At 72.9% G+C, this 26,150-nt stretch carries 8 protein-coding genes; 2 read left to right on the top strand and 6 right to left on the bottom strand.

Features of this window, described 5'->3' with window-relative positions:
* Positions 1 to 74 precede the first annotated feature (74 nt).
* From AB0P03_RS39075 to AB0P03_RS39055, 5 genes are read right to left on the bottom strand one after another with little or no spacing between them, the layout of a single operon-like run.
* Positions 75 to 19,391, bottom strand: coding sequence for an SDR family NAD(P)-dependent oxidoreductase (locus tag AB0P03_RS39075; RefSeq protein ID WP_363633449.1), 19,317 nt, complete (start codon positions 19,389 to 19,391; stop codon positions 75 to 77).
* Positions 19,388 to 21,382 carry an asparagine synthase (glutamine-hydrolyzing) gene (gene asnB / locus AB0P03_RS39070; protein WP_363588720.1) on the bottom strand — a complete coding sequence of 665 codons (1,995 nt, stop codon included), beginning with the start codon at positions 21,380 to 21,382 and terminating at the stop codon, positions 19,388 to 19,390. The genes AB0P03_RS39075 and asnB overlap by 4 nt, the downstream gene beginning before the upstream one ends.
* 11 nt (positions 21,383 to 21,393) lie before the next feature.
* On the bottom strand, positions 21,394 to 21,645 hold the full coding sequence (locus AB0P03_RS39065; protein ID WP_350884062.1) for a phosphopantetheine-binding protein: 252 nt from the start codon (positions 21,643 to 21,645) through the stop codon (positions 21,394 to 21,396).
* Between the two features lie 3 nt (positions 21,646 to 21,648).
* On the bottom strand, positions 21,649 to 22,494 hold the full coding sequence (locus AB0P03_RS39060; RefSeq protein WP_363633447.1) for an acyltransferase domain-containing protein: 846 nt from the start codon (positions 22,492 to 22,494) through the stop codon (positions 21,649 to 21,651).
* Between the two features lie 9 nt (positions 22,495 to 22,503).
* Entirely contained in the window at positions 22,504 to 23,466 is a 963-nt protein-coding gene (locus tag AB0P03_RS39055; protein WP_363633446.1) for a LysR substrate-binding domain-containing protein, read from the bottom strand.
* 698 nt (positions 23,467 to 24,164) lie between these two features.
* On the opposite strand from AB0P03_RS39055, the gene AB0P03_RS39050 reads away from it, so the two are divergent.
* Entirely contained in the window at positions 24,165 to 24,806 is a 642-nt protein-coding gene (locus tag AB0P03_RS39050) for a MarR family winged helix-turn-helix transcriptional regulator (protein ID WP_363588726.1), read from the top strand.
* A gap of 463 nt (positions 24,807 to 25,269) precedes the next feature.
* Positions 25,270 to 25,848, top strand: coding sequence for an ABC transporter ATP-binding protein (locus AB0P03_RS39045; protein ID WP_363633444.1), 579 nt, complete (start codon positions 25,270 to 25,272; stop codon positions 25,846 to 25,848).
* On the opposite strand, the gene AB0P03_RS39040 is transcribed toward AB0P03_RS39045, so the two are convergent.
* Positions 25,773 to 26,150 (bottom strand): amidohydrolase family protein (locus tag AB0P03_RS39040; protein ID WP_363633442.1); only part of this gene is annotated, 378 nt, incomplete at its 5' end. The genes AB0P03_RS39045 and AB0P03_RS39040 overlap by 76 nt on opposite strands.

Raw genomic sequence — 26,150 nt, 5'->3', positions numbered from 1 at the left:
GGGCGCCCGTACGGCGGCCCGCTCCCGCGGTCGCGGCCCGGCTTCCGGGTTTCGGGGGCGGTCCGCGGAACGGCCTACCGCAGGCCCAGCTCCCTGCGGATGACCGCGTACCACTCCTCCGTCATGCGCCGCGCGGTGGCCTCGTCGAAGACGTTCGCGTCGTACTTGAGGAAGACCTTGAACCCCTCGCCGTCCCGGTAGGACTCGGCAGCGAGGACGTACTCCCCGGCGTAGGGCAGGTCGTCGAACAGCCGCAGGTCCAACTCCCCGGGCGCGGCCGGGGCCGCGTTGGTCAGCAGGTCGGCGCCGTCGAAGTTCTGGAACAGGAAGTTGGTCAGGACCAGCGGTTCGTCGTCCGCGCCCACGGCCCGGGCGATCTCCAGCAGCGGGTAGCCGCCGTGCTCGATGCCGCCGACCACCTTGCGCTGCAGGGACTTCAGCAGCTCGGGGAAGCCGCCGACGGCCGTGCAGCGGATCGGCAGGCAGTTCGCGAACTGGCCGACGACGTCCTGGAACCGCTCCTCGTAGCGGGCGACCGCCGTCATGCCGAGGACCAGGTCGTCCTGCCCGGTCAGCCGGTGCAGGAACCGCACGTACGTCGCGAACAGCACGGTGGCGACGCTGACCCGGTGCTCGCGCGCCGCGTCGGCCAGGGCGGCGGCCAGCGGCGGCGGCAGCTTGACCGTCGCCACGTCCACCCGGGGCATCCGCTTGGGGTCGTACGGCCGGTCGTAGGGCAGCGCGAGCGCCGGTCGATGACCTGCCAGCTCCCGCAGCCAGTAGTCCCGGTGCTGCCGCGCGCGCGGGCCGGCGAGCAGCGCCTCCTCCCAGGCGACGAAGTCGCCGTAGTCGGCGCGGCTCACGCTCCCCCGGCCCTGGTAGGCCTCCTTGAGCGTGCGGATCAGGACCGCCGTGGACGTGCCGTCCAGCAGGATGTGGTGCGCGGTGATCAGCAGCAGGCGCCGCCGCCCGGCGAGGGAGACCAGGTGCGCGCGGACCAGCGGGCCCGTCGCCAGGTCGAACGGGAGGTTCACCAAGTCCCGCAGCCCGGCCAGTTGGGCGGCGCGCTTGGTGGCCGTGAGGTCGACCCGTTCGAAGGACGGCGCCCGGCCCGGGTCGATGTCCATGAACGGCACGCCGTCCCGCTCGCCGAAGACGGCGCTCAGCACCGGATGGATGCCGCTCTGGGCGCGGACCGCCCGCTCCAGGGCGGCTTCGTCCAGCTCGCCGTGGATCTCGAAGAGGAGCGGGAGGTTGTAGGCGGTCGACTCCGGCGAGCGCTGCTGGTCGCGGTACATGGTCAGCTGGCCGCACGAGAGGTTCCACCGCTCGCCCGCCGGGCCGGCCTGGGCATCCGCCGTGGCCGTCGCGGCGGCCCCTGCACCGGCGAAGTGGGCGCACAGGCCGTCGACGGTCTCGACGTCGAAGAGCAGGGTCGCGGAGACGTCGTCACCGAACTCCTCGCGCAGGGCGTTGGTGAGCTGGAGGACCAGGATCGAGTCCAGGCCGTAGTGGGTGAGCGGGGCCGCGGTGTCGATCCGCTCGGCCGGGATGCCGAGCACGGCCGCGGCCTTGTCGAGGATGAGCGCGGACAGGTCGGAGCGCGACGCCGGTGCGGCGGAGGGAGCGGGGGCGGGCGCGTGGCTCGCGGCCGGCGGGGCGGGCGCGGGCTCCGGCCGGGGCGTCGGCACCACGGCAGGCACCGCAGCAGGCACGGCAACAGGCGCCGCGACAGGCGCCGCAGCAGGCACCGGCCGGGTGACGCCCTTCGGCCTGGTCCCGACCGCCTGCCGGGCCACCCCGTCGCTCTCCGCCGCGATGACCTGCTGTCCCAGCGGCAGCGCCTGCGACAGCGGGAACACCACCGTCCCGAAGCCCTCCCCCGCCAGCACGTCCCGCCAGTTCTCCGGCGACAGCGCCGGCGAGCCCGGGATCCGCAGCGACCGGTCGTCGAACAGCCACCAGCCTTCCAGCAGCCCGAAGGTGACGTGGCTGAACAGGTCGAAGGCCGACAGTTCGTTCAGCAGCAGCCACCCGCCGGCCCGCATCGCGGCCTTGGCGTTGCGCAGGGTGTTGCGGGTGTCCTTGGTCGCGTGCAGCACGTTGGCCGCGATCACCAGGTCGAACCCGCCCTCGCCGACGTCCTGCCCGGCCAGCGGCCGTTCGATGTTGAGCAGTCGGCAGTCCAGGTAGGGCACGCCCGGCCCGTAGGTGGCGCGGGCGTGGTTGAGGAAGGCCTTGGAGAGGTCCGTGTAGACGTACGTCTCGATGCTCTCCTGGTACGGCTTGAGCGCGGCGAACATCCCGGCGCTGGTGCCGCCGGTGCCGGCGCCGATCTCCAGGATCCGCAGCCGCGTCCCCGGTTCACGGCGCAGCCGCTCCGACACGACGGCGACGGCGGCGCCGGCCATGGCGCGGTTGAACACGTCCGCGACGTGGTTGTTGCGGTAGCAGCCCTCCACCAGCTCCACCGAACCGCGCGGGAACATGATGTCGGTGGGCCTGGTCCGGCCGGTCACGATGTCCGGCAGCGCCCGGAGCATGGCGGAGGCCAGCCGCAGTTCGGCCTTGCGGTCGGCGTCGGCCGACCAGGACTCGCACTGCCGGTCCCACTGCGCGAGGACGGCCTCCGCGAGCACGCCCGCCGTGGACACGGCCTCCGTCGGCCCGGCCGGGACGGTGGCCCGCCGGGCGTGCTCCAGCCAGTCGGCGTACACCGGCAGGATCGCGGTGTGGTCGACGGTCGCCAGCTGGGCCGCCAGGACCTTCGCCAGCCACGGGTCCCGCTCGGTCCGGCGCCACCGCACGACCTCGTCCATCAGGCCGTCCACGCTCTCCGGCGCGAGCAACAGCTCGCCGCGCACCCGGGAGGGCGTCCGGCCGTGCACGGTGACCTGGGTGGCGCGGTCGAAGTTCGCCAGGGTGTTGTGCTGGTTGGTCTTCACGAAGGCCAGCTGCCGCTGTTCCCCGCCGAGCAGGGCGTCCAGGGCGGCGAGCCCCTCGCGCGGCTCGATCGACACCAGGCCGACCCGGCTCAGCCGCTCCCGGTAGAACTCGGAGGTGACGCTCCCGAGGTTGCCCCACCACCCCCAGTTCATGACCCTGACGGGGGTGTCCCAGTGCTGTCCGAGCGCGTGCGCGTAGGCGTCGCTGAAGGTGCAGCCGGCCGCGTAGTTGCCCTGGCCGGCCGCCGTCGTGAAGGACTGCATCGACGACAGCAGCACGGCGAAGTCCAGTTGCTCGCCGTCGAAGACCTCGGCCATCGCCGTCGTGACGTCGACCTTGGCCGCCAGCCCCGCGCGCAGGGTGGCCTCGTCCATCCGGGCGAAGGTGCTGTCCCGCAGGACGAGCGCAGCCTGCACGACCCCGTCGATCCGCGGGTGGCGCTCCCTGACCTCGCCGACGGCCCGGCGCAGCGCGGCCGGGTCCCCGGCGTCGGCGCTGAGGTAGCGGACGGTGCCGCGTCCCTGGACGGACCGGAGCCGTTCCTCGATGGCCGCGTCGGGTGCGCTGCGGCCGATCCAGGTGACGTGCGCGCCGTACTGCCGCACCACGTGCTGGGTCCAGGCGGTGCCCAGACCGCCGGCGCCGCCGATCACCACGTAGACGCCGCCCTCGCGGTAGACCGGTCGCGCGGGCGTCTCGCACGGCGCCCAGTGCCGGGCCAGCCACTGGCCGGCCCGTCGGACCCAGGCGTCCTCGGACGAGCGGGCGGGCAGGGCGGTGAGGTCGGCGGGCCAGTCGGGGCCGTCGAGGTCGACGCGCCGGACGGTCCACTGCTCGTACTCGCGCCCCAGGGAGCCGAACAGGCCGTGCAGCCCGGCGTGCGCCGGCTGGACGGGGTCGTCGGCGTGGGTGGCGAGCGCGCGGGTGGTGACCAGCGTGATCCCCAGCGGCCGGGCGTCGTACCCGGCTTCGATCAGCGCCTTGATCAGGCGGAACGCGGCGACGACGCCGTCGTTCTGCGCGGCCGTGTACCCGGCGGCGTCGACGGGGTCGAGCTTGGGCTCGGGCGCCGTCCAGACCAGGTGGTCGACCGGTCCGAGGTCGCGCAGTGCGGCGGTCACCTCCTCGACGGAGGCGGACGGCGGCAGCGGCCAGGTCAGGGCGCCGTCGAGCGGTGTCGGTCCGCCGACGACCAGGACCCGGTCGGTGCGAGCGGGTACGGGCGCGTCGGTGGCGGTGGTCGGGTCCCAGACGGGCGCGTACAGCGCGGGCTCGCTCCGGACGGTGCGGCGCGAGGTGTAGCCGGTCAGCCGCACGCAGACCGCGCCGTCGGCGTCGACCAGGTCGATGTCGAGCTTGTCGAGCGGCCCGGCCGCGCCGCCTCGCACCACGGCCCACATCGCCGACTGGCACGGGGCGTACAGGTCGAGCCGGTCCAGGGCGAACGGCACGGCGGTGTCCCGCATGCCGGTGAGGTGGGGCGCGACGGCCGCCTGGATCGCCGAGTCCAGCATCGCGGGCGCCAGCGGTCCGGGCTCCGCCGAGCCGGGCAGGGCCAGTTCGGCGAGGACGAGACCGGAGCCGACGTGCGCCTGCCGGATCGCCCGCAGGCTCGGGCCGTGGTCGATGCCCATCGCCACCAGGGCCTCGTGGATCCGCTCGCCGGACACGGTCTCCCGGCAGTCCGCGCGCAGCGCGGCGAGGTCGACCGGTGCCGGGCGCGGGGCGTCGGACGACGCGATGGCGCCCTCGCAGCACACGGTGGAGCCGGTGCCGATCTCGAACCGGTGCCCGCCCTGCTCGCTCGCGCGGACCTCGACCCGGACGTCGACCGGGGTGTCCGAGACCTCCAGCGGCTGCACCCACGTGACGTTGCGCATCCGCACCCGGGTGGCGCCCAGCGCCTTGCGGGCGAGTTCGAGGTAGGCGACCGCGGGAAGGAGGTGACGGCCCTGCACCACGTGGTCGCGCAGCAGGCCGTCCGTGCGGGTCAGCGTGACGCCGGTGCCGCCTTCGCTGCTGCCGCCGTTGCTGCTGCCGGCGGTCGGAGCCCAGTGGCGGTCGCGGGCGAACGGGTAGGTCGGCAGCGGGATCCGTCGGCCCTCGGCGGGCGCCAGGTCGTCGTCGGGCAGCCGGGCCGGGACCGTGCCGTCCAGCACCTGGACCAGCTCGTCGCGGTCGCGGACCACGCAGGCGAAGCGGTGGGCGAAGCGTTCCCGGCCGACGGCCAGGGTGTAAGCGAGGTCGCCGAGGTCGATCGACGCGTGGGCGCGGACGTGGAGCGCCAATCGGCGCCGCTGTTCGAGGAGTTGTTCCTCCGTCCGCGCCGAGAGGACCACCACGTGGTCCGTCCGCGGCGCGACGGCGGTCCGCGCGACGGCGTCGGCGACGGCCGGGGCCTCCTCGATCACCAGGTGCGCATTGGTGCCGCTGGCGCCGAAGGAGCTCACCACCCCGCACCGCGGCACCCCGACGGGGCTCTCCCAGTCGTGGGTGCGGGTGCTCAGGTAGAACGGGCTTCCCACCAACGGGATCGCCTCGTTGGCGGTCTCGAAGTGCAGCGAGGCGGGGATCTTCCGGTGCTTGATCGCCAGCAGCACCTTCAGCACGCCCGCGATGCCCGCCGCGAACTGGGTGTGGCCGATGTTGGTCTTCAGCGAGCCGACCGCGCAGTACTCCGTCCGGTCGGTGCGGGCGCGGAACGCCCGGTTCAGCGCCTGGAACTCGATCGGGTCGCCGAGCTTGGTGCCGGTGCCGTGCGCCTCGACGAGTCCGATCCGCTCCACGTCGACGCCGAACCGCTCGTACACCTCGCCGAGCAGGCTCTCCTGGGACACCGAACTCGGCGCGGTGATCCCGTTGGTGGCGCCGTCCTGGTTGACGCCGCTGGCCTTGATCACGCCGTGGATGTGGTCGCCGTCGGCCAGCGCGTCCGCGAGCCGCTTGAGCACCACGACCCCGACGCCCTCGCCGGGCACGAAGCCGTCGGCGCGGTGGTCGAAGGTGTGGCAGCGGCCGGTCGGCGACAGCATCCCGGCGCGGCCCGCGAGCCGGTACAGCCGCGGCGTGGACTGGAGGAACACCCCGCCCGCCAGCGCCATCGAGGTCTCGCCGGACCACAGGTCCTTGCAGGCCAGGTCGATCGCCACCAGCGAGCTGGAGCACGACGTGTCGACGGCGATCGCCTGGCCCTTGAGGTCGAGGAAGTACGACACCCGGCTCGGGATGACCGAGGTCATGTTGCCCCACAGGGTCTGCGCCGGCGCCTCCGGATCCAGCAGCCCCTGGTAGTCGCCGGCCCACGCCCCGACGTAGACGCCGCAGCGCGCCCGGCCCATCCGGCCCGCGTAGCCGGCGTCCTCCAGGGCCTTCCAGGACTCTTCGAGCAGCAGCCGCTGCTGCGGGTCCATCACCGCGGCCTCGGTGCCGGAGATGTTGAAGAACATCGCGTCGAACTCGTCGATGCGGTCGAGGAAGCCGCCCCGGGTGCAGGTGCTCAGGCCGTCGAGGTCGAACCGGGTCGCCTCGGTGACCAGGTCGTCGCCGTCGGCCAGGTGCGTCCAGAGTTCGTCCAGCGAGTCGGCGCCGGCGAACCGGCCGCTCATGCCGATCACCGCGATCGGTCCGCGCTCCGCGCTCCCGGTGCCGCTGTCCGGCTGCCCGGCCGCCACGGGCCGTGCGGGCCGCACGACCGGTGGCGGGGCACTCTCCCGTTCGTCGGCCGGCTCCGTCGCGCCCTCCGTGTGGACGATGACGCCCCGGTACTCGGCGAGCAGGTGCTCGGCCAGCCGGTCGGCCGTGCTGAAGTCGAAGACCACGCTCGTCGGCAGGTCCAGCGTCAGCGCGCCGTTGAGCTGGTCCACCACGCGGATCGCCAGGATCGAGTCCAGGCCGTAGTCGGCGAACGCCAGCCCGCCCTCGACCTCCTCGACCTCCATGGCCAGCGCGCGGGCGATCTTCTCCCGCACCACGGCAGGCACGATCTCGTCCAGTCCCCTGTGCGCGACGGCGGGTTGGACGATCGGCGCCGCGATCGGTGCCGCGATCTGCGCGGGCGTCGGCACGGACTCGGGTGCGACCGCGAGCGCGGGTGCCGGCGTCTGCCGGGTCAGGTCGCCGATCCAGAACCGCTCCTTGGCGAACGGGTACGTCGGCAGCGACACCACCCGGCGTGGCGCGCCCTGGCGCAGGCGCTCCCAGTCCACCTCGGCGCCGGCCGCCCACAGCGCTGCCAGCTTGGACAGCTTGCCGGCCGCGATCCACTGCCGGACCAGCAGTTCCTGGAGGTCGCCGTCACCGGCGATCTCGGCGAGCAGTCCGCCGGATTCCCCGGCGGTGCCCCGGTGCCCCCGGCCGCCCCTCAGGGCGGCCCTCAGCTCCGCCGTCGACGAGACGGCGACCGCGTACCGCTCGGCCATCGCCTCCCGCCCGACCTGGAGCGTGAAGGCCAGGTCGGCGAGGGCGGTGTCCGGGTTGCGGTCGAGGAATCCGGCCAGCCGGTCGACGGACGCGGTGAGCTGGTCGGGAGTCCTCGCGGAGAGGACGACGACGTGTTCGGCCTGTTCGGCCTGTTGGGGTTGTCGGGCTTGTTCGGCGCCGTTGCTCGCGCCGTCGGTGGGCTGCACGGAATACTCCTCGACGATCACGTGTGCGTTCGAGCCGCCGGCACCGAAGGAGGACACCGCCGCGATCCGCGGGCCGTCGGAGTGCCACGGGCTCAGTTCGCGCTGGACCCGGAACGGGGTCCGTTCGAAGCTGATGTTCGGGTTGAGCTGTTCGGCGTGCAGGCTCGGGACGAGTTGCCGGTGCTTGAGCTGGAGCAGGACCTTCGTCAGGCCGGCCACCCCGGCCGCGGCCTCCAGGTGGCCGATGCCGGACTTCACCGAGCCGATCGCGCAGAACTGCCGCTCCGCGGTGTCCCGTTCGAAGGCCTTGGTCAGGCCCGTGATCTCGATCGGGTCGCCCAGTTCGGTGCCGGTGCCGTGCGCCTCGACGTAGCCGACCTGCCGGGCGGAGACCCCGGCCTGGTCCAGTGCCCGCCGGACGACATCGGCCTGGGCGACCGGGCTCGGCACGGTGTAGCCGGTGGAACGGCCGCCGTGGTTGACGCTGGAGCCCCGGATCACCGCGAGCACGCGGTCCCCGTCGGCCACCGCGCGGGACAGCGGCTTGAGCAGCACGCACCCGACGCCCTCACCGGGCACGAACCCGTGGCCGCCGGTGCCGAAGCTGCGGCAGTGCTGGTCGGGCGAGAGCATCCCGGAGCGGCACAGCTCGACGTAGTCCAGCGGGTGCGCGTAGAGGTTCACGCCACCGGCGATCGCCACCTCGCAGGCGCCGCGCCGGAGTTGTTCGCACGCCTCGTGGATCGCGGTCAGCGAAGCCGAGCACATGGTGTCGATCGTCAGGCTCGGCCCGCGCAGGTCGAGCAGGTAGGAGGCGCGGGCGCTCAGCGAGGCGAACGACAGGCCGGGCACCACGAGTTCGCCCGAGGGCAGCCGGCCCACCTCGTGCCGGGCGTGGCCGACCTTGGTGACGCCCGCGAACACCCCGACCCCGTGGCCGTGGCGCTCGGCGAGGCGCGCCCTCGTGTACCCGGCGTCCTCCAGCACCTCCCACGCCGCCTGCACGAACAGCCGCTCCTGCGGGTCCATGGCGTAGGCGTCGCGCGGGGCGATGCCGAAGAACCGGGGATCGAACGCGGCGAAGTCGTCCAGGAAGCCGCCCCACTTGCTGTAGCTGCGGCCGGTGGCCACCGCCGTGTTGCGGTCGGGCTCGAAGAAGCCGTCCAGCGGCCAGCGGTCCACCTCGCGGACGCAGTCGCGGCCCGCCGTGAGGTTCTCCCAGAACTCGTCCAGGTCGGCGGCGCCCGGGTAGCGGCCGCTCAGCCCGATCACCGCGATCGGCTCGTCGGCGCCGGGCGCCGGCCGGTCGGGGACGGCGGTCGGCCGAGCGCTGGTGGCCCGCTGTTCGGCAGTCGCCGCCGGCTGGTCGCCCGCCACCGGCTGGTCGGCCGTGGCCGCCTGCCGGCGCGCCGGTTCCCGCCGGAGGCCGGCGAGTTGACCGGCCACGGCCCGCAGGGTCGGGTGCTCGTAGAAGATCGTCGAGGAGACCTCGGGGTAGGTCCGCACCAGCTCCCGGTTGAGCTGGATGACCATCACCGAGTCCAGGCCGATGTCGACCAGCGGGCGGTCGGGGTCGACCGCGCCCGGGGCGAGCCCGCTGACCTCGGCGAACAGGGCGAGGAGGTGGCCGAGGACGTTCGGGTCGGCGCCACGGACGGGAGCCTCCGGAACGGGAGCCGTCGGCGCGGGAGTTGTCGGCGCGGCGGCCGGGGCCGGTGTCCCGGTCGGCACCCGCGTCGGGTCGCCGTGGTGCACCCACACCTGGTCCGCCCCCGCGTTCCAGGCGTCGACCAGCGCCGTGAGCCCGGCTTCCGTGGGCATCGGCGCCAGCCCCCGGTCCTCCCACAGGTAGGCCCGGGTCCGCTCGCCGACCTGCATGCCGCCGTCCTCCCACAGCGGCCAGGCGATGGACAGGGTGCGCCCGCGGCGCAGCCCCTCGGCGACCCGCGCGTTGCGCGCGGCGGCGAACTCGTCGAGGAAGGCGTTGGCGGTCGCGTAGTCGGACTGCCCCGGGTTGCCGGTGACAGCGGCGCCCGAGGAGAAGGTCAGCACGAACTCCAGCGGGCAGTGCCCGGTGGCCCGGTCGAGGTGCACGAGGGCGTCCACCTTGGTCGCGAGGACCTCGTCCCACTGCTCGGCGGTCTTGTCCGCGAGCAGCGAGTCCCGCACCACGCCGGCGGCGTGCACGATGCCGGTGACGGCGCCCGCCTCGGCGATCAGGTGCCGCACCTCCTCCCAGCGGGAGACGTCGGCGCGCACGTACCTCGCGTCCGCGCCGGCCTGCCGCAGCTCGGCGAGCAGGCGGCCGATCCGGCCGTCCTGCGGCGAGCGGCCGGCCAGTACGACGGTCGGCCGCCGGACGTCGGCGGCGATGCGCCGGGCCGTCGAGGCGCCGATCCCGCCGGCCCCGCCGGTGATCAGGTAGACGCCGCCGTCCCGCCAGGGCTTGCCGGAGGCCGTTCCCGCACCCGGGCCCGGGAGTTCGGCCGGGGCCCAGCTGCGCGTGTGCCGGACACCGTCGCGGTAGAGCACCAGGTCGTCGGCGGCACGGGCGTTCTCCGCGACGGCGGCGGCCAGGTCGGTGCCGTGGACACCGTCGATGCCGATGACCTGGCCGACGATCCGCGGGTTCTCCTTGGTGACGGTCCGCAGCAGGCCCGCGAGAGCGAGGTCCGCCGTGACGACCTGGACGAGCGTGGTGCCGTCCCGGGCGTCGAGGCCGCGGACGGTTTCCAGCAGTTGCCACGACAGGTCGCGGAACCGGCTCTCCGGCCGCTGCTTGACCGTGTCGAGGCGGATCGCCTCGGGTACCTCCCCGTCGACCCCGCACAGCACGACGACGCGCCGGTCGTACCGGCCGGTCGCGGCGGCGGGCGTCGGCGTCCAGCGGGCGGTCAGCAGGGTCGTGCCGCTCTCCTGCCGGGTGCCGGGGGCCCAGAAGCGGTCCCGGGCGAACGGGTATCCGGGCAGGTGCGCGCGCCGGGGCGTGCCGTCGCCGAGCAGCGAACGCCAGTCGACGGCGCCCCCGCCGACCCACCGCCCGATCGGCTCCGGCTCGGCTCCGCGCTCGCCGGTGGCGACGAACGCCCGCAGCCCGTCGACGAGTTCGGAACGGGACGAGACGACCCAGCCGACCCGTTCCGCCATCTCCTCGCGGCCGACCTGGAGGCTCCACGCGATGGATTGCAGCGACACCTGCTCCGACTCCGGGGACTCCAGGTAGGCGAGCAGGCCCCGGGCCCGGTCGGTCAGCTGCCGGGCGGTGCGGGCCGACAGCGGCACCGCGACCGGCCCGCCGTCGCCCTCCCCGTCCCGGTCGCCGCGTACGTACTCCTCGACGACCACATGGGCGTTGACGCCGCCGAACCCGAAGCTGCTCACCCCGGCACGCCGCGGCGCGGGGCCGCCGGCACCGCTGCGGGGGCGCGGCCAGGCCTCGTTGTCCCGCACGATGTGGAACGGGCCGCCGGCCAGTTCGATGTACGGGTTGACCTCCTGGAGGTGCTGAGTCGCGGGCAGCACGCCGTGCTTGAGCGCGAGCAGCACCTTCAGCAGCCCGGCGATGCCCGCGGCCGACTCCAGGTGGCCGATGTTGGTCTTGACCGAGCCGAGGCCGCACGCCCCGTCGTCGCTGCGGCCCAGCCGGCGGAACGCGGTGCGCAGCGCCCGGACCTCCACCGGATCGCCGAGGGCCGTGCCGGTGCCGTGGGTCTCGATGTAGCCGATGGTGTCCGGGTCGAGGTCGCCGACGGCGGCCGTCACCAGCTCGGCCTGGGCGTCGGCGTTCGGCGCGGTCAGCGAGTTGGCCCGGCCGCCGTGGTTGTACGCGCTGCCCCGGATCACCCCGAGGATCGCGTCACCGTCGCGCTCCGCCGCCGCCAGCGACTTGAGCACCACCACCCCGACGCCCTCGCCCCGGACGTAGCCGTTCGCGCCCGCGTCGAAGGTCTTGCAGAGGCCGTCCGGGCTGAGCATGCCCGCGCGGTGCGCGCTGACGAAGGTGTCCGTGCTGAGCAGCACGTTGACCCCGCCCGCGACGGCCAGGTCGCAGGTGCCGGAGCGGATCGCCTCGATCGCGCGGTGCACCGCCACCAGCGAGCTGGAGCAGGCCGTGTCGATCGGCTCGCTCGGGCCGCGCACGTCGAGCAGGTAGGAGATGCGGTTGGCCAGGATCGAGTGCGTGGTGCCGGTCGAGGTGAAGGCGTCCGGTCGCACGCCGAGCGTGGCGAGCAGCGTCGCGTAGTCGTTGCCGGTGACGCCGATGAACACGCCCGTGTTGGTCGGCAGGTCGGCGGGTCGGTACGCGCTGTCCTCCAGCGCCTGCCAGACCGTCTCCAGGACGAGGCGGTGCTGCGGGTCCATCAGTTCGGCCTCGCGCGGCAGGATGCGGAAGAAGCTGGCGTCGAAGGCGTCGATGTCGTCCAGGGCTCCGATCCGTTGGGGGAAGTCCTGGGCCTCGATGGCTTTGCGCTGCTCCTCGTCGTAGCGGTGCAGCGGGAACGCGGTGACGGAGTCCTTGCCCGCCAGCAGGTTCGCCCAGTACTCGTCCAGGTCGCGGGCGCCCGGGAAGCGCCCGGCCGCGCCGATGACGGCGACCGGCCGGCGCGGGTCGGGCCCGGTGCGAACCGGCTCCGACTCCGGCTGGGGCTGGGACTGGGGTTGGGGCTGGGACTGGGGTTCGACCTTGATCTTGACCCCGGCCTCAGCCTTCACCTCGGCCTTCACCTCGGCCTTCGCCGTGGCACCGTGCTCGTCGACCAGGTGGGCGCCCAGCGCCTCCAGGGTGCTGACGTCGAAGAACACCGCCGGGCTGACCACGACCCCGAACCGCTCGTGGATCTCCTTCGCGAAGGTCACCAGCGAGATGGAGTCGAAGCCGAACGCGTCCAGTCCGGTACCCGGGTCGAGCTCCTCCGGCTCGAACTTGAGGATCTCGGCGGCGATGGAGCGCAGGACGTCCACGACACCCGACACCGCCGACACCACTGGTACATCCTGCTCAGCCGGTACGACCGGCTCCCGCTCTCGCACCGGGCGGGCCTGCGGCGCCGGACGATCGCCCGGCGCCACCCCTCCGGTACCGCGCCGCACCCCGGCCAGCTCCCCGACGACCTCGCCCGTGCCCCCGAGCAGCAGGATCCGGTCGTCGCCGAGGACCACGTGCGTGACCGGCGAACCGGCCCGCACCCGGATCTCCCCGACCTGGTTGAGCGCGACCAGGGTCCAGTCCGGCGCCCCGGCGCGCTTGGCCTCCCACTGCACGCCCTGGGCGATCGCCGCGAGCACGAACGGCTCGACGGTGACGTTGCGCCGGACGTGGTCCTGCTGGAACGCGGGACTGCCGATGGTCAGCACCGTCCGGCCGTCCGGCGCGCGGAACACGCCCTCGACCGCGCACGAGGCCGGCTTGTAGTCCAGCCCGCCCTCGGCCAGTTCGGCCAGGAACTGCTCCCGGGTGAGGACCTCCCGCAGTCCGGCCGGCTCGACCCGGCCGGACGGCGCCGTGGCCGCCCCCCGCACGGTGAACTCGACCGCCGCCGCCCCGTCCCCGGTCCGGACGGTGCCGTGGCCGTCGGCGAACTCCGTGACGAGCCGCGTGGTCGTGGACCAGTCGACCGGCCGCAGCACGCGCAGGTCGTGGACCGACGCCTCGGCGGCGAACCCGCTGACCTTCGCGGCGGCCAGCGCGAGGTCCACCACGAAGGTGGGCACGATGGTCGGCGCCTTGGCCAGCCGGTAGCCGTAGTCGAGCAGGTCCGTGAGGTGGACGTCCAGGGCGTAGCGCAGGCCCCGGACGTCGGATTCGTTGCGCCCCAGGAAGGGGTGCAGCCGCTCGCGCAGCGCCAGCGGGGCCAGCACGGACGGTGCGCCGTCGGTCTGCTCGATCCAGCAGCGCACCTTCTCGAACGGGTAGGCGGGCAGCGACACCCGGCGTGCCGTCGGCAGTTGGTCCCAGTCGACGCTCTTGCCGCCGGCCCAGGTGGCGGCGAGTTCGTGCGCGGGCAGCTCCCGCCGCCCGGCCAGGTAGCCGTCGACGGCCGCCAGCGCGGACCGCCGGTCCCCCGCCACGAACGCCCAGCGGTGCGGCAGTTCGTTCTTTCCGACCCGCAGGGTGTACGCGATGTCGGGGAGGTCGGCCTCCCGCGCCCCGGCGAGGTGGTCGCGGAAGACGGCCAGGTAGCGCCCGAGCGCGGCCTCGTTCATCGCCGAGAACACGAACAGCTGCTCACCGAAGGGCTCTTGGCGCACCGGCCGTTCGGGGTACTCCTCAAGGATGATGTGCGAGTTCATGCCGCCGGCGCCGATCGAGGTGATGCCGGCCCGCCGGGGGTGGGTGACCTGGCGGCCGTCCACCTCGGTGACCATCGGCTGCCAGTCGGCGAGCTTCTGCTGCACCTGGAACGGGGTGTCGGCGAAGTCGATGTCCGGGTTGAGCTCCGTGCTGTGCAGGGACGGCGCCAGCTTGCCGTGCCTCAGTTGGAGCAGCACCTTCGCCAGGCCGATCATGCCGGCCGCCGCGAGCAGGTGCCCCATGTTGGCCTTGACGGACCCGAGGGCGCAGAACTGGCGGTCCTCGGTGTACTTGCGGAACGCCGACGTCAGGGCGCGGACCTCGATGGGGTCGCCCAGCGCGGTGCCCGAGCCGTGCCCCTCGACGTAGCCGATCGTCCTCGGGTCGACGCCGGCGTCCTCGATCGCCTTCTGGATCGCGTGCGCCTGCATGCCCGGGTTCGGCACGGTGAAGCCGTTGCGCGTCCCGGCGTTGGACAGGGCGGTGCCCTTGATCACGGCGTACACGTGGTCGCCGTCGCGCTCGGCGTCGACCAGCGGCTTGAGCACGACCGCGCCGACGCCCTCGCCGAGGATGGTGCCGTCCACGCCGTGGCCGAAGCTGCGGATCACGTCGGAGGTGCCGGTGGTGAAGTGCTCCTCCGAGGAGGTGATCAGGTTGTACGGGTGCAGCATCAGGTTGACGCCGCCCGCGACGACCATCCGGCACTCGCCGGCCCGCAGCATCTGCACGGCCTGGTGCACGCACGTCGACGAGGCGGAGCACATGGTGTCCAGGAAGATCGACGGCCCGGTCAGGCCGTAGAAGTAGGACAGCATGTTGGGCAGCGTCCCGGTGTAGCTGCCGCTCTGCGGCGCGCCCCTGGTCAGGCTGTTCTGGAAGCCGTACAGGTTGTAGTGGTTGCTCATGGTCCCGACGAGCACGCCGACGTCGCCCTGGTAGCGGCGGTGGATGGTCTGCCGCGAGTAGCCGGCGTCCTCCAGCGCCTCCACGCCCGACTGGAGGAACAGCCGCACCTCCGGGGACATCTGCTCGGCCTCGCGCTTGGAGATGCGGAAGTAGCGGGGGTCGAACTTGTCGAGGTCGCGCAGGAAGGTCCCGGTCCGGATCACGCTCTTGCCGCGGACGGACCGGTCGCTGTCGTGGATGGCCTCGTGGCCCCAGCGGTCTGCGGGGACCTCCTCGAAGGTGTGCCGGCCGTTCTCCAGCAGCTCCCACAGCTCGTCCATCGTGTCGGCGCCGGGGTAGCGCCCGGACACTCCGATGATCGCGATGTCGTGCCGGTCGTCGCGCGCGGGTTCGCGGACCACGGTGACGGCGGACGCGGCCGGGGCCTCGAACCGGGCGGCCGGGGCCTCGGGCTGGACCGCGGGGGCCTCGGTCTGAACGACCGGGGCTGCCGAGGCTTCCGGGGTCTCCGCGGTTTCCGGGCTTTCCGGGGTTCCGGCCTGACCGGTCGCCCCCAGCACCGCCTCCAGCTGCGCCCGCCTGGTCTCCACGAAGTGCGCGGCCACCTCGGCGATGTTCAGGTACTCGAAGAAGATCGTCTTGGACAGCGGCCCGAACACCTTCTCCAGTTGGGCGGTCACCCCGAGGATGCTCAGCGAGTCGATGCCGTACTCGATGAGGTTGGTGGCCGACTCGATGTGCTCCGGGTCGTGCCGCAGGACCTCGGCGACGACCCCCCTGAGCAGTTCCTCGGTGCGCCGCAGCAGGTCGCCCTCGCCCGTGCCGCCTGACGGAACAGCGGACGAGGCGGTGGCCGGGGCCACGGGGGCCGGGGCCGCCCGGCGTTGTGCGGCCAGGGTGGCCTTGGCGCCGTAGGCGACGACGAGGTGCGCGGGGGCGTCGGCGAGCAGGGCCCGGCCGAAGGCGCGCAGCCCGTCCTCGGTGGGCAGGTCCTCCCAGCCGCGCTCGCGGCGCAGGGAGTCGCGGGTGACCTCGTCCAGCGTCATGCCGCCGTCGGCCCACAGCGGCCAGCTGATCGCGGCGGTCCGGCCGCTGCGCTCGCCCGCGTCGACCAGCGTCCGGCGGTGCCGGGCGAAGGCGTCGAGGAAGGCGTTGGCCGCCGAGTAGTCGGACTGCCCCGGGCTGCCGTAGACGCCGGCGACCGAGGAGAAGAGCGCGAAGAACTCCAGGTCGAGGTGGCGGGTCGCGGCGTCGAGGTTGAGCGTGCCGCGGACCTTCGGCGCCGTCACCAGGCGGACGTCGGCCAGGTCCTTGCGCAGCAGGTACTGGTCGCGCAGCAGGCCGGCCGCGTGCACGACGCCGTCGAGCGACCCGTGCTCGCGCACGATCGTGTCGACCGCGGCGCGCACGCCTGCGGCGTCGGCGACGTCGACCGGCAGGTAGTGCGCGTCGACCCCTTCCGCGCGCAGGGCGTCCACCGAGCCCGCCGGGGAGCGTCCGCTCAGGACGACCGTCGCCCCCGCGCGGCCCAGGTAGCGGGCGAGGTGGCGGCCGATGCCTCCCAGGCCGCCGGTGACCCAGTAGACCCCACCGGCCCGCAGCGCGGGCACCTGCGGTCCGGCGTCCAGTCGCGTCTCGACGGGCTCCAGCACCTGCCGGGTGCCGTCGGCGGTGTAGCGGACCTCGGTGTCGGCGGAGTCGTCGGCGCACTCCTCCCGCACGATCCGCGCGAGCTGCTCGGCGGAGGCCGCGTCCAGGCCGGCGACCCGGACGACCCGGCCCGAGACGAGCGGGTTCTCCAGGGCGACGGTGCGGAACAGGCCCGCCAGCGGTGCGTGGAAGTGGGTCGGTACCCGGGCGTCGACCAGGGCCACGAAGCGGTGCCCGGTCCGGGGAGAGGACGCGAGCACCTGCTGGACCTCGGCGAACACCTGCTCGGTCGCGGCGTCGACGCCGTCGGCCGGGCTCGCCCGGGTGATCTCCGGCAGGGTCAGGAGGTGCGCGGTGCGGGTGGCGCCGCCGTCCGCGTCCAGCGGCCGGTCGGTCCACCGGGTGGTCGCCGTGACGACGCGCGGGCCCGCGTCGGTGGTGCGCTGGGCGAGCCCCCGCAGGCTGGCGCTGATCACGCCGTCGCCGTCGCACAGGTCGATGTCGAAGGTGGTGAGCGACCCGGAGCCGGCGCTGCGTCGCACCCAGGCCCAGGTCTCGGCCGGGCAGGGCCGGTACACCTGGAGCTCGTCGAGGGTGAAGGGCAGCGTCGGGCCGGCGGCGGCGCCCGTCAGGACCACGGAGGTCTGGAAGGCGGCGTCCAGGACGCTCGGCGGCAGCACGCAGCCGTCGGCGCCGGTGGTCCGGATGCGGGCGATCGCCTCGTCGCGGCCCAGCCGGAGCCCGCGCAGCGCGCGCATGGCCGGGCCGTACTCCAGGCCCTGGGCGCGGAAGGCGGCGTAGACCTCGTCGGTGCCGCGGGTGGTGCGGCAGGCGGCGCGCAGGGCGTCCAGGTCCAGCGGTGACGGGTCCGGCAGGGTGACCAGTTCGGCGGTGCCGGTGCTGTGGACCGTCTCACCCTGCCGGAACTCGAACGCGATCGCGTCCTCGCGCGGCGTCAGCGCGAGGTCGACGTCGACCGGTTCGCCGACGACGATCGGCCGCAGCCACGCGAGGTCGCGCAGCCGGACGGCCCCCTCCCGGGCCGCCGCGCGCTCCACGGCGGCGCGCGCCATCTCCAGGTACGCGACCGCGGGCAGCACCCGCCGGCCGCGGACCAGGTGCGAGGCCAGGAAGGGCTCGGCACCGGTGAACGTGGAGGTGTAGCGCTGCTGCGCCAGGTCGGAGGTGTTGCGGTGGACGAGCGGGTGCAGCAGCGCGGCGCCCGGCGCCTCGACGGGCGGCGTGACGTACCAGTGCCGGTCCCGGGCGAACGGGTAGGTCGGCAGCCGGACGCGACGCGCCCCGGGATGCCCGGGCCAGTCGGCGCCGCCCCCGTTCGCCCAGTCCTGCGCCGCCGCGACCAGTTCGGCCCCGGCCCCGGCGGGGTTGCGCACCTCGCCGTCCGCGACGGACTCCAGCGCGGCCGCGAGCTGCTCCCGGTCCGAGACCAGGAACACGGCCCTGACCCGCATCGCTTCGCGGCCGACCTGGAGCGTGTGGGCGATGTCGGCCAGCGCCTGGCGCGGCCGCAGCGCGGTCTCCGGTGCCAGCAGGTGGTCCCGCAGGCCACCCGCGAGCACCCGCAGCCGCTCCAGGTTCTTCGCCGACAGCGGGACGACGTACGGCCCCGCGGGCTCGGTGGTGCGGTCGGCCGGCCCGCCGACGTGCTCCTCCAGCAGCACGTGGGCGTTGGTCCCGCCGAACCCGAACGAGCTGACGCCGGCCCGGCGCGGCACTCCGTCGCCGCCCGGCCACGGCCGGGTGTCGCCGACGATGTAGAACGGGCTGCCGTCCAGGTCGATCAGCTGGTTCCTGGTCCGGAAGTTGACCGTCGCCGGGAGGGTCCCGGCGGCCATCGCGCCGATCACCTTGACCACGCCGGCCACGCCCGCGGCCGATTCCAGGTGGCCGATGTTGGTCTTGATGGAGCCGATGCCGGTGCTGTCCGGCCGCGGTGACGTCCCGTGGGCGTCGTGCAGGCTCTGGAAGGCGCGTTTGAGGCCGACGATCTCGATCGGGTCGCCGACCGGCGTGCCGGGCCCGTGGGCCTCGATGTAACTCACCGTCTCGGGCGTCACACCGGCGCGGGTGTAGACGTCCTCGATCAGCGCGGCCTGGGCGGCCGGGTTGGTGACGGTCAGCGAGTTGGTCTTGCCGCCGTGGTTGGTGCCGACGCCCTTGATCACCGCGTGCACGGGGTCGCCGTCCGCCAGCGCCCTGGCCAGCGGCTTGAGCAGCAGGACGGCGCCGCCCTCGCCCCGGACGAAGCCGTCCGCGTCCTGGTCGAAGGCGTGCGAGCGGCCGGTGGGCGAGAGCATGCTCGCCTTGCTGAACGCCACGAACAGCTTCGGCGACCAGCACAGGTTCACGCCGCCGGCCAGCGCCAGGTCGCAGTCGCCGTTGTGCAGGGCGGCGACGGCCTCGTAGAGCGAGACCAGGGAGCTGGAGCAGGCGGTGTCGTTGGCGATGCTGGGGCCGTGGAAGTCGAAGTAGTAGGACAGCCGGTTGGCGACGATCGAGTAGGCCGTGCCGGTCGGGAAGTAGGCGTCGGTCGGCACGTCGTCGCGTTCGATCAGCTCGGCGTAGTCGCCGTGGCACAGGCCCATGAAGACGCCCGTGCGGCTGCCCGCGAGTTCGCCCGCCCGGTAGCCCGCGTCCTCGATGGCCTTCCAGGCCAGCTCCAGCGCGAACCGCTGCTGCGGGTCCATCGTCTCCGCCTCGCGCGGGGAGATGTTGAAGAAGGCGGCGTCGAAGCGGTCGGCGTCCTCGACGAACCCGGCCCAGACGCTGTACGTCTTCTCCTCGCCGCCGCGCGGATCGCCGAAGTAGCGTTCCTTGGACCAGCGTTCGGCGGGCACCTCGGTGATCAGCGAGCGTCCGGCCGCGAGGTGGTCGAACAGCTCGACGAGGGTGTCGGAGCCGGGGAACCGCAGGGCCAGCCCGATGATCGCGATGTCGTCGGTACTCATCGGCTCTCCCCCACTCGCTGCACGGCACGGCGGTTGTCCACGGTCACCCGCAGGTTCAGCGCGGCGCTCGACGCGCCGGCCGGCGCCGTACCGCCGCCCCGCACGAACTGCTGGTGGAGCACGGCGGTCGTCAGCAGGTAGAGGAAGGTCTGGTCCTCCTTGGTGCTGACCTCCTCCACCGGCGAGGTCATGACCTTGTCGACCAGGCGCCGGGCGAACTTCGCGTCCAGGCAGCCGATCCCGGCCAACTCGTGGTCGGACAGCAGCAGTTCCAGGTAGTCCGGGCGGCTTTCCTTGAAGGCGGCGCTGCCCGGCGCGCGGTAGGGCTGCTTGGGGCGGCTGGTGGTCCACTCCGGGAGCTCGGCGCGGAACGCCTTCTTCAGGATGGCCTTCTCGACCTGGCCGTCGTCGTAGCGCAGGTTCACCGACGCGGCCGCGCGCACCACCGCGGGGTCGAGGAACGGGCAGCGGTTCTCCACGCTGTGCGCCAGCGCGGCCCGCTCCCCCTGCGTGGACAGCAGGAATCCGGGCAGCAGCGTCTTGTACTCCAGCCACTGCGCCTTGTGCATCGCGGTCATGTCCGCGTAGCCGGGAGTCCCGGCGACGAGGTCGAGCAGGTCGGCGAACGGGTCGATCCGGTCGGCGAGCAGCCGGGCCGCGAACCTCCCGTTCTGGTACCGCATCTCGTGGGAGAACAGGCCCGGCAGCCGTTCCACCGAGAACTGCTGGTACAGGCCGAGCAGGTGGGCCTGGTGGGCGGAGCCGAAGTGCTCCAGCTCCGGGTGCAGGCCGGCCAGCCGGGTGCGGCGCTCGCCGTCGGTCAGCTCGTTCCACCGCGCGCGCAGCAGGGTCTCGCGGAACAGCGAGTAGCCGAGGAAGGCCTCGTCGGCGCCCTCGCCGCTGAGGATGGTCTTGATCCCGGCGTCGCGGACGTGCCGGGACAGCAGGAACATCGGCACGAACGAGGTGCGGAAGGTCGGAACCTCCGCGTGGTACACGGCGGCCGGGAAGTGGTCGGTGATGTCCTCGCTGGTGATCGGGACGGCGGTGTGCAGGGTGCCCAGGTGCTCGGCGACCAGGCGCTGGCTGTCGGACTCGTCGAAGGACTTGTCCTGGAACGCCACCGAGAAGGTGCGGACCTCGTACGGGGAGAGCTGGGTGGCCAGCCTCGTCACGATCGAGGAGTCCAGGCCGCCGCTCAGGTAGACGCCGACCTCGACGTCGGAGCGCAGCCGCAGCTCCACGCTGGTGCGCAGGGTCTGCCGGAGCATGTCGATCGCCTCGGCCTCGGTGCCGTCGAAGCCGGGCACGTCGAAGTCGAGGTCCTCGTAGGGGCGCAGCGAGCGGCGGCCCGCGCTGATGGTCAACACGGAGCCCATCGGCAGCTGGCGCACGCCCCGGAACGGCGTGCGGTCGGGCAGCGGCGTCCACGCGGCGTAGGTGGTGGCCAGCTCCCTCGGGTCGAACTCGAAGCGGAAGCCGGGGAAGGCGCGGAACGCCTTCATCTCGGACGCGAACAGGAAGTCCCCGCCCGCGTCGGCGTAGAACAGCGGGCGCTTGCCGTAGCGGTCGCGGGCCAGCACCAGGTCACCGGTCGCCGCGTCCCTGATGGCGACGGCGAACGCGCCGTTGAACCGGGTGAAGCAGTCCGACCCCCACTGGATCCAGGCCTGGAGCACGACCTCGGTGTCGGAGTGGTCGGTGCGGAACGGGCGGCCGAGGCGCTCCAGTTCCGCGCGGAGTTCGATGTGGTTGTAGATCTCGCCGTTGAAGCAGATCCAGTAGCGCCCGGAGGGGTCGGACATGGGTTGCGAGCCACCGGCGAGGTCGACGATGGCCAGCCGCACCGCCCCCATGGCCATGCCGTCGTCGAGGTAGTAGCCCGCCTCGTCCGGCCCGCGGTGGTGGATGTTCGACAGCATCGAGGTGATGACCTCGGCGGTGGCACCGGGGTGCAGCGAGGTCGAGAGGAAACCAGCCAGCCCGCACATGATCCGTCCTTCTACTTCGCGGAGATCTTCTTGGTGACGAACTCGTCGATCGCGGTGAGCGAGACGAAGACGTTCACGAGGATGTCCTCCGGGGAGATCTCGACGGAGAACTCGGACTCCAGGAACTTCATCATCCTGACGTAGCCGAACGAGTCGATGACCCCCGCCTTGAACAGGTCGGTGTCCGGGGTGATCACGTCGTCGAACTCGAAGAGGAAACGGTCTTCCAGGTACAGCCGGATCGTGTCCGTCGTGGTTGCCATGTGTCAGACTCCAGCCCTGATTTTGAACACCATGTGAGTGAGGGCCAGGCCCCCGATTTCGGTGAATTCCAGCTCGGCGTCGCCGTCGAGCAGCCCGCGGACGCTGTCGGTCCAGCGCACCGGGGCGACCAGCTGCTCCGTGAGCATGCGCGTCACCTGTCCCGGCTCGTACGGCCGGCCCGTGACGTTGGAGATGACGGGGGTGTCGGGATCGGCGAACTCGAACTCCGTCAGGAACTCGGCGAACCGCACCCTGGCCGACTCCATGTACCGGGAGTGGAAGGGCGCGCTCACCTTGAGCCGTACGAAGCGGATCTCCCGGCGCTCCAGGCAGGCGTGCGCCGCGTCCAGGACCGGCGGGGTGCCCGCGATGACCACCTGCGAGCCGGTGTTGAGGCCGGCGATGTCGACGCCGTCGACGCCGTCCTCCGCGAGGATCTCCAGCAGTTGCCCGGGCGGTGTGTTCATGACGGCGGTCATGCCGCCCTCGGAGGCCGCCGCCATCAGCTCGCCGCGCTTGGCGACCAGCCGCAGCCCCGTCTCGAAGGCGAAGGACCCGGCCGCGAGCAGCGCGTTGTACTCGCCCAGGCTGTGCCCGAGGTAGACGTCCGCCTCCCGGTCCCCGTGGTGGACCCGCTCGAAGGTCCGCAGCGCGTTGACGACGAACAGCGCCGGCTGGGTGTACTCCGTGCGGCCCAGTAGGCCGTCCGGGTCCTCCGTGCACAAGGAGACCAGGTCGTACCCCAGCACGTCCGAGGCGTACTGGACCAGCCCCGGGTACCGTTCGAAGACCTCTGCCCCCATTCCCTTTTCCTGACTTCCCTGACCAGCGAAGATGACTGCCAGCACGACGCTCCCTCAACCCATGACTACCTGCTGACCTGCACTGACCTGCGCCCGACCCGCCCCGACCTGCCCCCGGCTCGCCCCGACCGCGACCGCGGATCTGAGCACGTCCAGGAACGCCCTGCCGCGGCTGCTCATGGCCAGCTCGGGCATCACGGCCGCGCCCAGGGTCGCGGGCGGCAGGTCTCCGACCAGCTCGACCTCGCGGACCCTGCCCCCGTCCAACGTCGTTGCGGTTCGGGCGGGTTGATACATCAAGGCGAACCCGGCACCGGCGGCCACCAGGCCGCGCAGCGTCTCGATGCTCGCCGCCTTCACCACCCGCGGCATGCGGACGCCCGCGCGGGAGAACATCCGCTCGGCGTGACGGAGCACGCTCGGGACGTTCAGGGCGACCAGCGGTCGACCGGCCAACTCGTCCAGAGCGAGCGGGCCGGCCAGGCCCGACGGGTCGTCATCCGCCAGCAGGGCGTGCACCGGCAGATCGACCAACGGGTGGAACCTGGCGTCGCCCGCCAGGAAGTCGTACGTCACCGCCAGTTCGCACCGGCCGTCCCGGAGGAACTCCAGCAACCGGTCGGCGGACGCCTCGTGGAGGTTCAGCTCCAGCGCCCGGTGCCGCTCCCCGGCCAAACGGTGGACCAGCGGCAGCAGGAACGGGGCGATCGGGAAGAAGAACCCGACGTCGAGCTGGCCTGCCGTGTCGCCCGCCAGGGCGTCGCCCTGCGCCTTGAGGCTCCTGGCCTGCCCCAGCAACGCGCGCGCCTCCCGCAGCAGGTGGCGACCGCTCGGCGTCAGGGAGACCCCACGGGCATGGTGACGGAGCAACAGCTGAACACCGAGCTGACGTTCCAGCCGCATGATCGCCGACGAGACCGTCGACTGCGAGGCGCACAGCTTCTCCGCCGCCTCCGAGATGTTGCCGATCTCGGCGGAGACGACGAAGTAGCGCAATTGAGTGAGACTGAATCCCAAGCGATCGGTCATAGCGCGCGGAAACCTTTTCCCGGAATCTGGCCATGCGGATTTTTCGGGGTCGGCGGGCGACCGCCGGAGAAATTCTGAATTCGGTGACGAACCACGGGCGATCAGCCCGCGGCGGATCCGTGAAAGGCGCACCGGGGCGCGGTGACCGGCCTCGGTACGCAGGGCGACGGCGGCCCGTGGCGACCGCGGCGGGTCGCCCGTGCGGAGCCGGTCACGCCGACGCGTTCCGCTTCGGGCCGTTCGAAGTGTTCGAGCAGTACGGCGAGTTCATGCCCGCCGCGGCGTCAACTCGACTTTCTCGGCGCGCTGCCGGGCGATGCGGGCCCGGCAAGCTGCCGGTCCGATCTGCTTGACGCCGACGCGCGCAAATGGCTGGACACCGAGCTATTCCGGTCCAGTACTATCTGCCGGAGGTAGCCCAATCCCGGATTCGTTCCAGGGAACGGGATGACGGGGACATGTGCGATGACCATGGTGACACTTTCCTCAGCTCCGGTCATAGACGAGAAGCTATCGGGCGGGATGTCGCGGTCCAGGCTCATATGACATGAGCAGATCAACTACACAGAGAGCAAGAAACCGGACAAGTCTCCGATGAGCGTGCCCAGGTCGCCCAGCTCGAAGCGGGCCACGTGTCATACGGTAACTGAAAGGTTACCGGTTAACAAGTTGGAGCATGTGCACGAATGGATGAAACGCAGGCGGTATGGCAGCTGTGGGTACAGAGCCGTCCTGACCTCGACCTTTCGTCGATGGAGATCATCGGCGGCCTCCGACACGCCCACGCGATGCTGGAGTTCCTCCTTGAACCGGTGTTCGAAGCGGCGGCCGTCAGCTCATCGGAGTTCGACGTGCTCTACCACCTCCGCCACTCGACCGAGCCGACGATCGCGCGCCGCCTCGCCGCCTCGATGGGGCGGTCGCCGGCCGCGCTGAGCAAGGCACTGGCCAAGCTGGAACGGCGCGCCCTCGTCGTCCGGACGGTGAATCCCGCGGACCGGCGCGCGGCGCTGGTCTTCATCACCGACGCGGGCGCGGCCGCCGTCGACGACGTCATGCCCAAGCGCCTGGCCATCGAGCAACAGGTCCTCGGGGCACTCAGCGACGGACAGAGCACGCAGGTCCGGATCGCCCTGCGGCGTCTCGCCGAAGCCATCGAAGCCCAGGCCCTGCGCAGCCCGCCCGCCGACCCGGAGACCACCACCACCCCGGCCTGGACTCCGCCGCGTTCGCCGTCACGCGAGTCCCCGTCCCGCCCCCCTCGGGCGCCCCGGCGACAGCTCGCCAACGCCAAGCCTCCCCGGAGCGGTTACCCGACGGAGCTGTGAGCACCGCCGCCACCGGTGACTCGACTCGGCCGACAGCACGTGGACTTCGGGCCCGGCGGTGATCGCGACCCTCGACACCGAAGCGGTGCCCGGCGCCCCACCGCGGACGCCGGAGGATGAGCGACCGGGCGACGGGCGCACCGGCGACCGCCGACTCGCGCGGAACAGCCCGCCAGCAGAGCTGGCGGGCACCTGGTCGAGCACGGCGCCACCCGGCACCTGGCCGGGCACGGGGCGGACGAGCTGTTCACCGGGGGCGCCGCCTATCTGCACACGCTCTTCCGCCGCCGCCCGGTGACCGCCTGGCGGCAGTTGCGCGCCCACCGAGGACGGCAGCGGGGCGACGACGGCCGGCCGCACCACCTCCGGACCGCAACCGGACCAGGGCCCGCCGTCGGCGCCTTCGCTGGAGATCCGCGATCTGCGGTTCGGCTACAGCCCCGACGCGCCGGTCCTCCGGGGGTTGTCGCTCACCGTTCCCGCGCACGCGCTGGTGGCCCTGGTCGGCCCGTCCGGGGCCGGAAAGTCGACCGCCTTCGCCCTGATCAACCGCTTCTACGAGCCGTGGAGCGGCAGCATCCGCATCGACGGGCGGCCCGCCACGGACCTCGGCCTCACGGAATGGCGCTCACACCTCGGCTGGGTCGAACAGGACTGCCCGATCCTGCACGGCACCCTGCGGGACAACCTCTGCTACGCCGCCCCGGACGTCACCGACGACCGGCTCTGGGAGGTCCTCGACCTCGTCAACCTCACCGGGAAGGTGCACGGCCTGACGGCGGGCCTCGACACCGAGGTCGGGGAACGCGGGGTGCGCCTGTCCAGCGGCGGACACCGTCGTCATGCTCTCCGACGGCACGGCCGCCGCCACCGGCACGTACGCCGAGTTCCTCCGCACCGACCCGGGATTCCAGCAGCTCTGCGGACACCGGCGGACCGCGGACCGCGGCTCCGCCACCCCGCCGGTCAGCCGGCCCGGGGCAGCAAGCGCTCGCCGCCGAGGACCCAGCGGCCGCGGCGCATGACGGCGACCAGGTCGTAGCCCTCGGAGTCGAGCACGACCAGGTCGGCCTGCTTGCCCGTCTCCAGCGAGCCGATCGAGTCGGCGAGGCCCAGCAGGCGGGCCGGGGTGGCGGACAACGACTCGACGGTCTGGTTCAGCGTCAGGCCGTCGACGGTGAGCGAGCGCTTGAACGCGACGTCCAGCGTCAGGGTGGAGCCCGCGATGGAGCTGCCGTCCGGGAGCATCGCGACGCCGTCCTTGACCTCGACCTGGAGCGGGCCGAGCGGGTAGAGGCCGTCGCCCATGCCGGCCGCGCCCATCGCGTCGGTGATCAGGGCGAC

This window comes from Kitasatospora sp. NPDC088779 (assembly GCF_040685395.1).
Lineage (GTDB): Bacteria > Actinomycetota > Actinomycetes > Streptomycetales > Streptomycetaceae > Kitasatospora.
The sequence above is the reverse complement of the archived record's forward strand: the minus strand, read 5'-3'. Positions and strand labels throughout refer to the sequence as shown.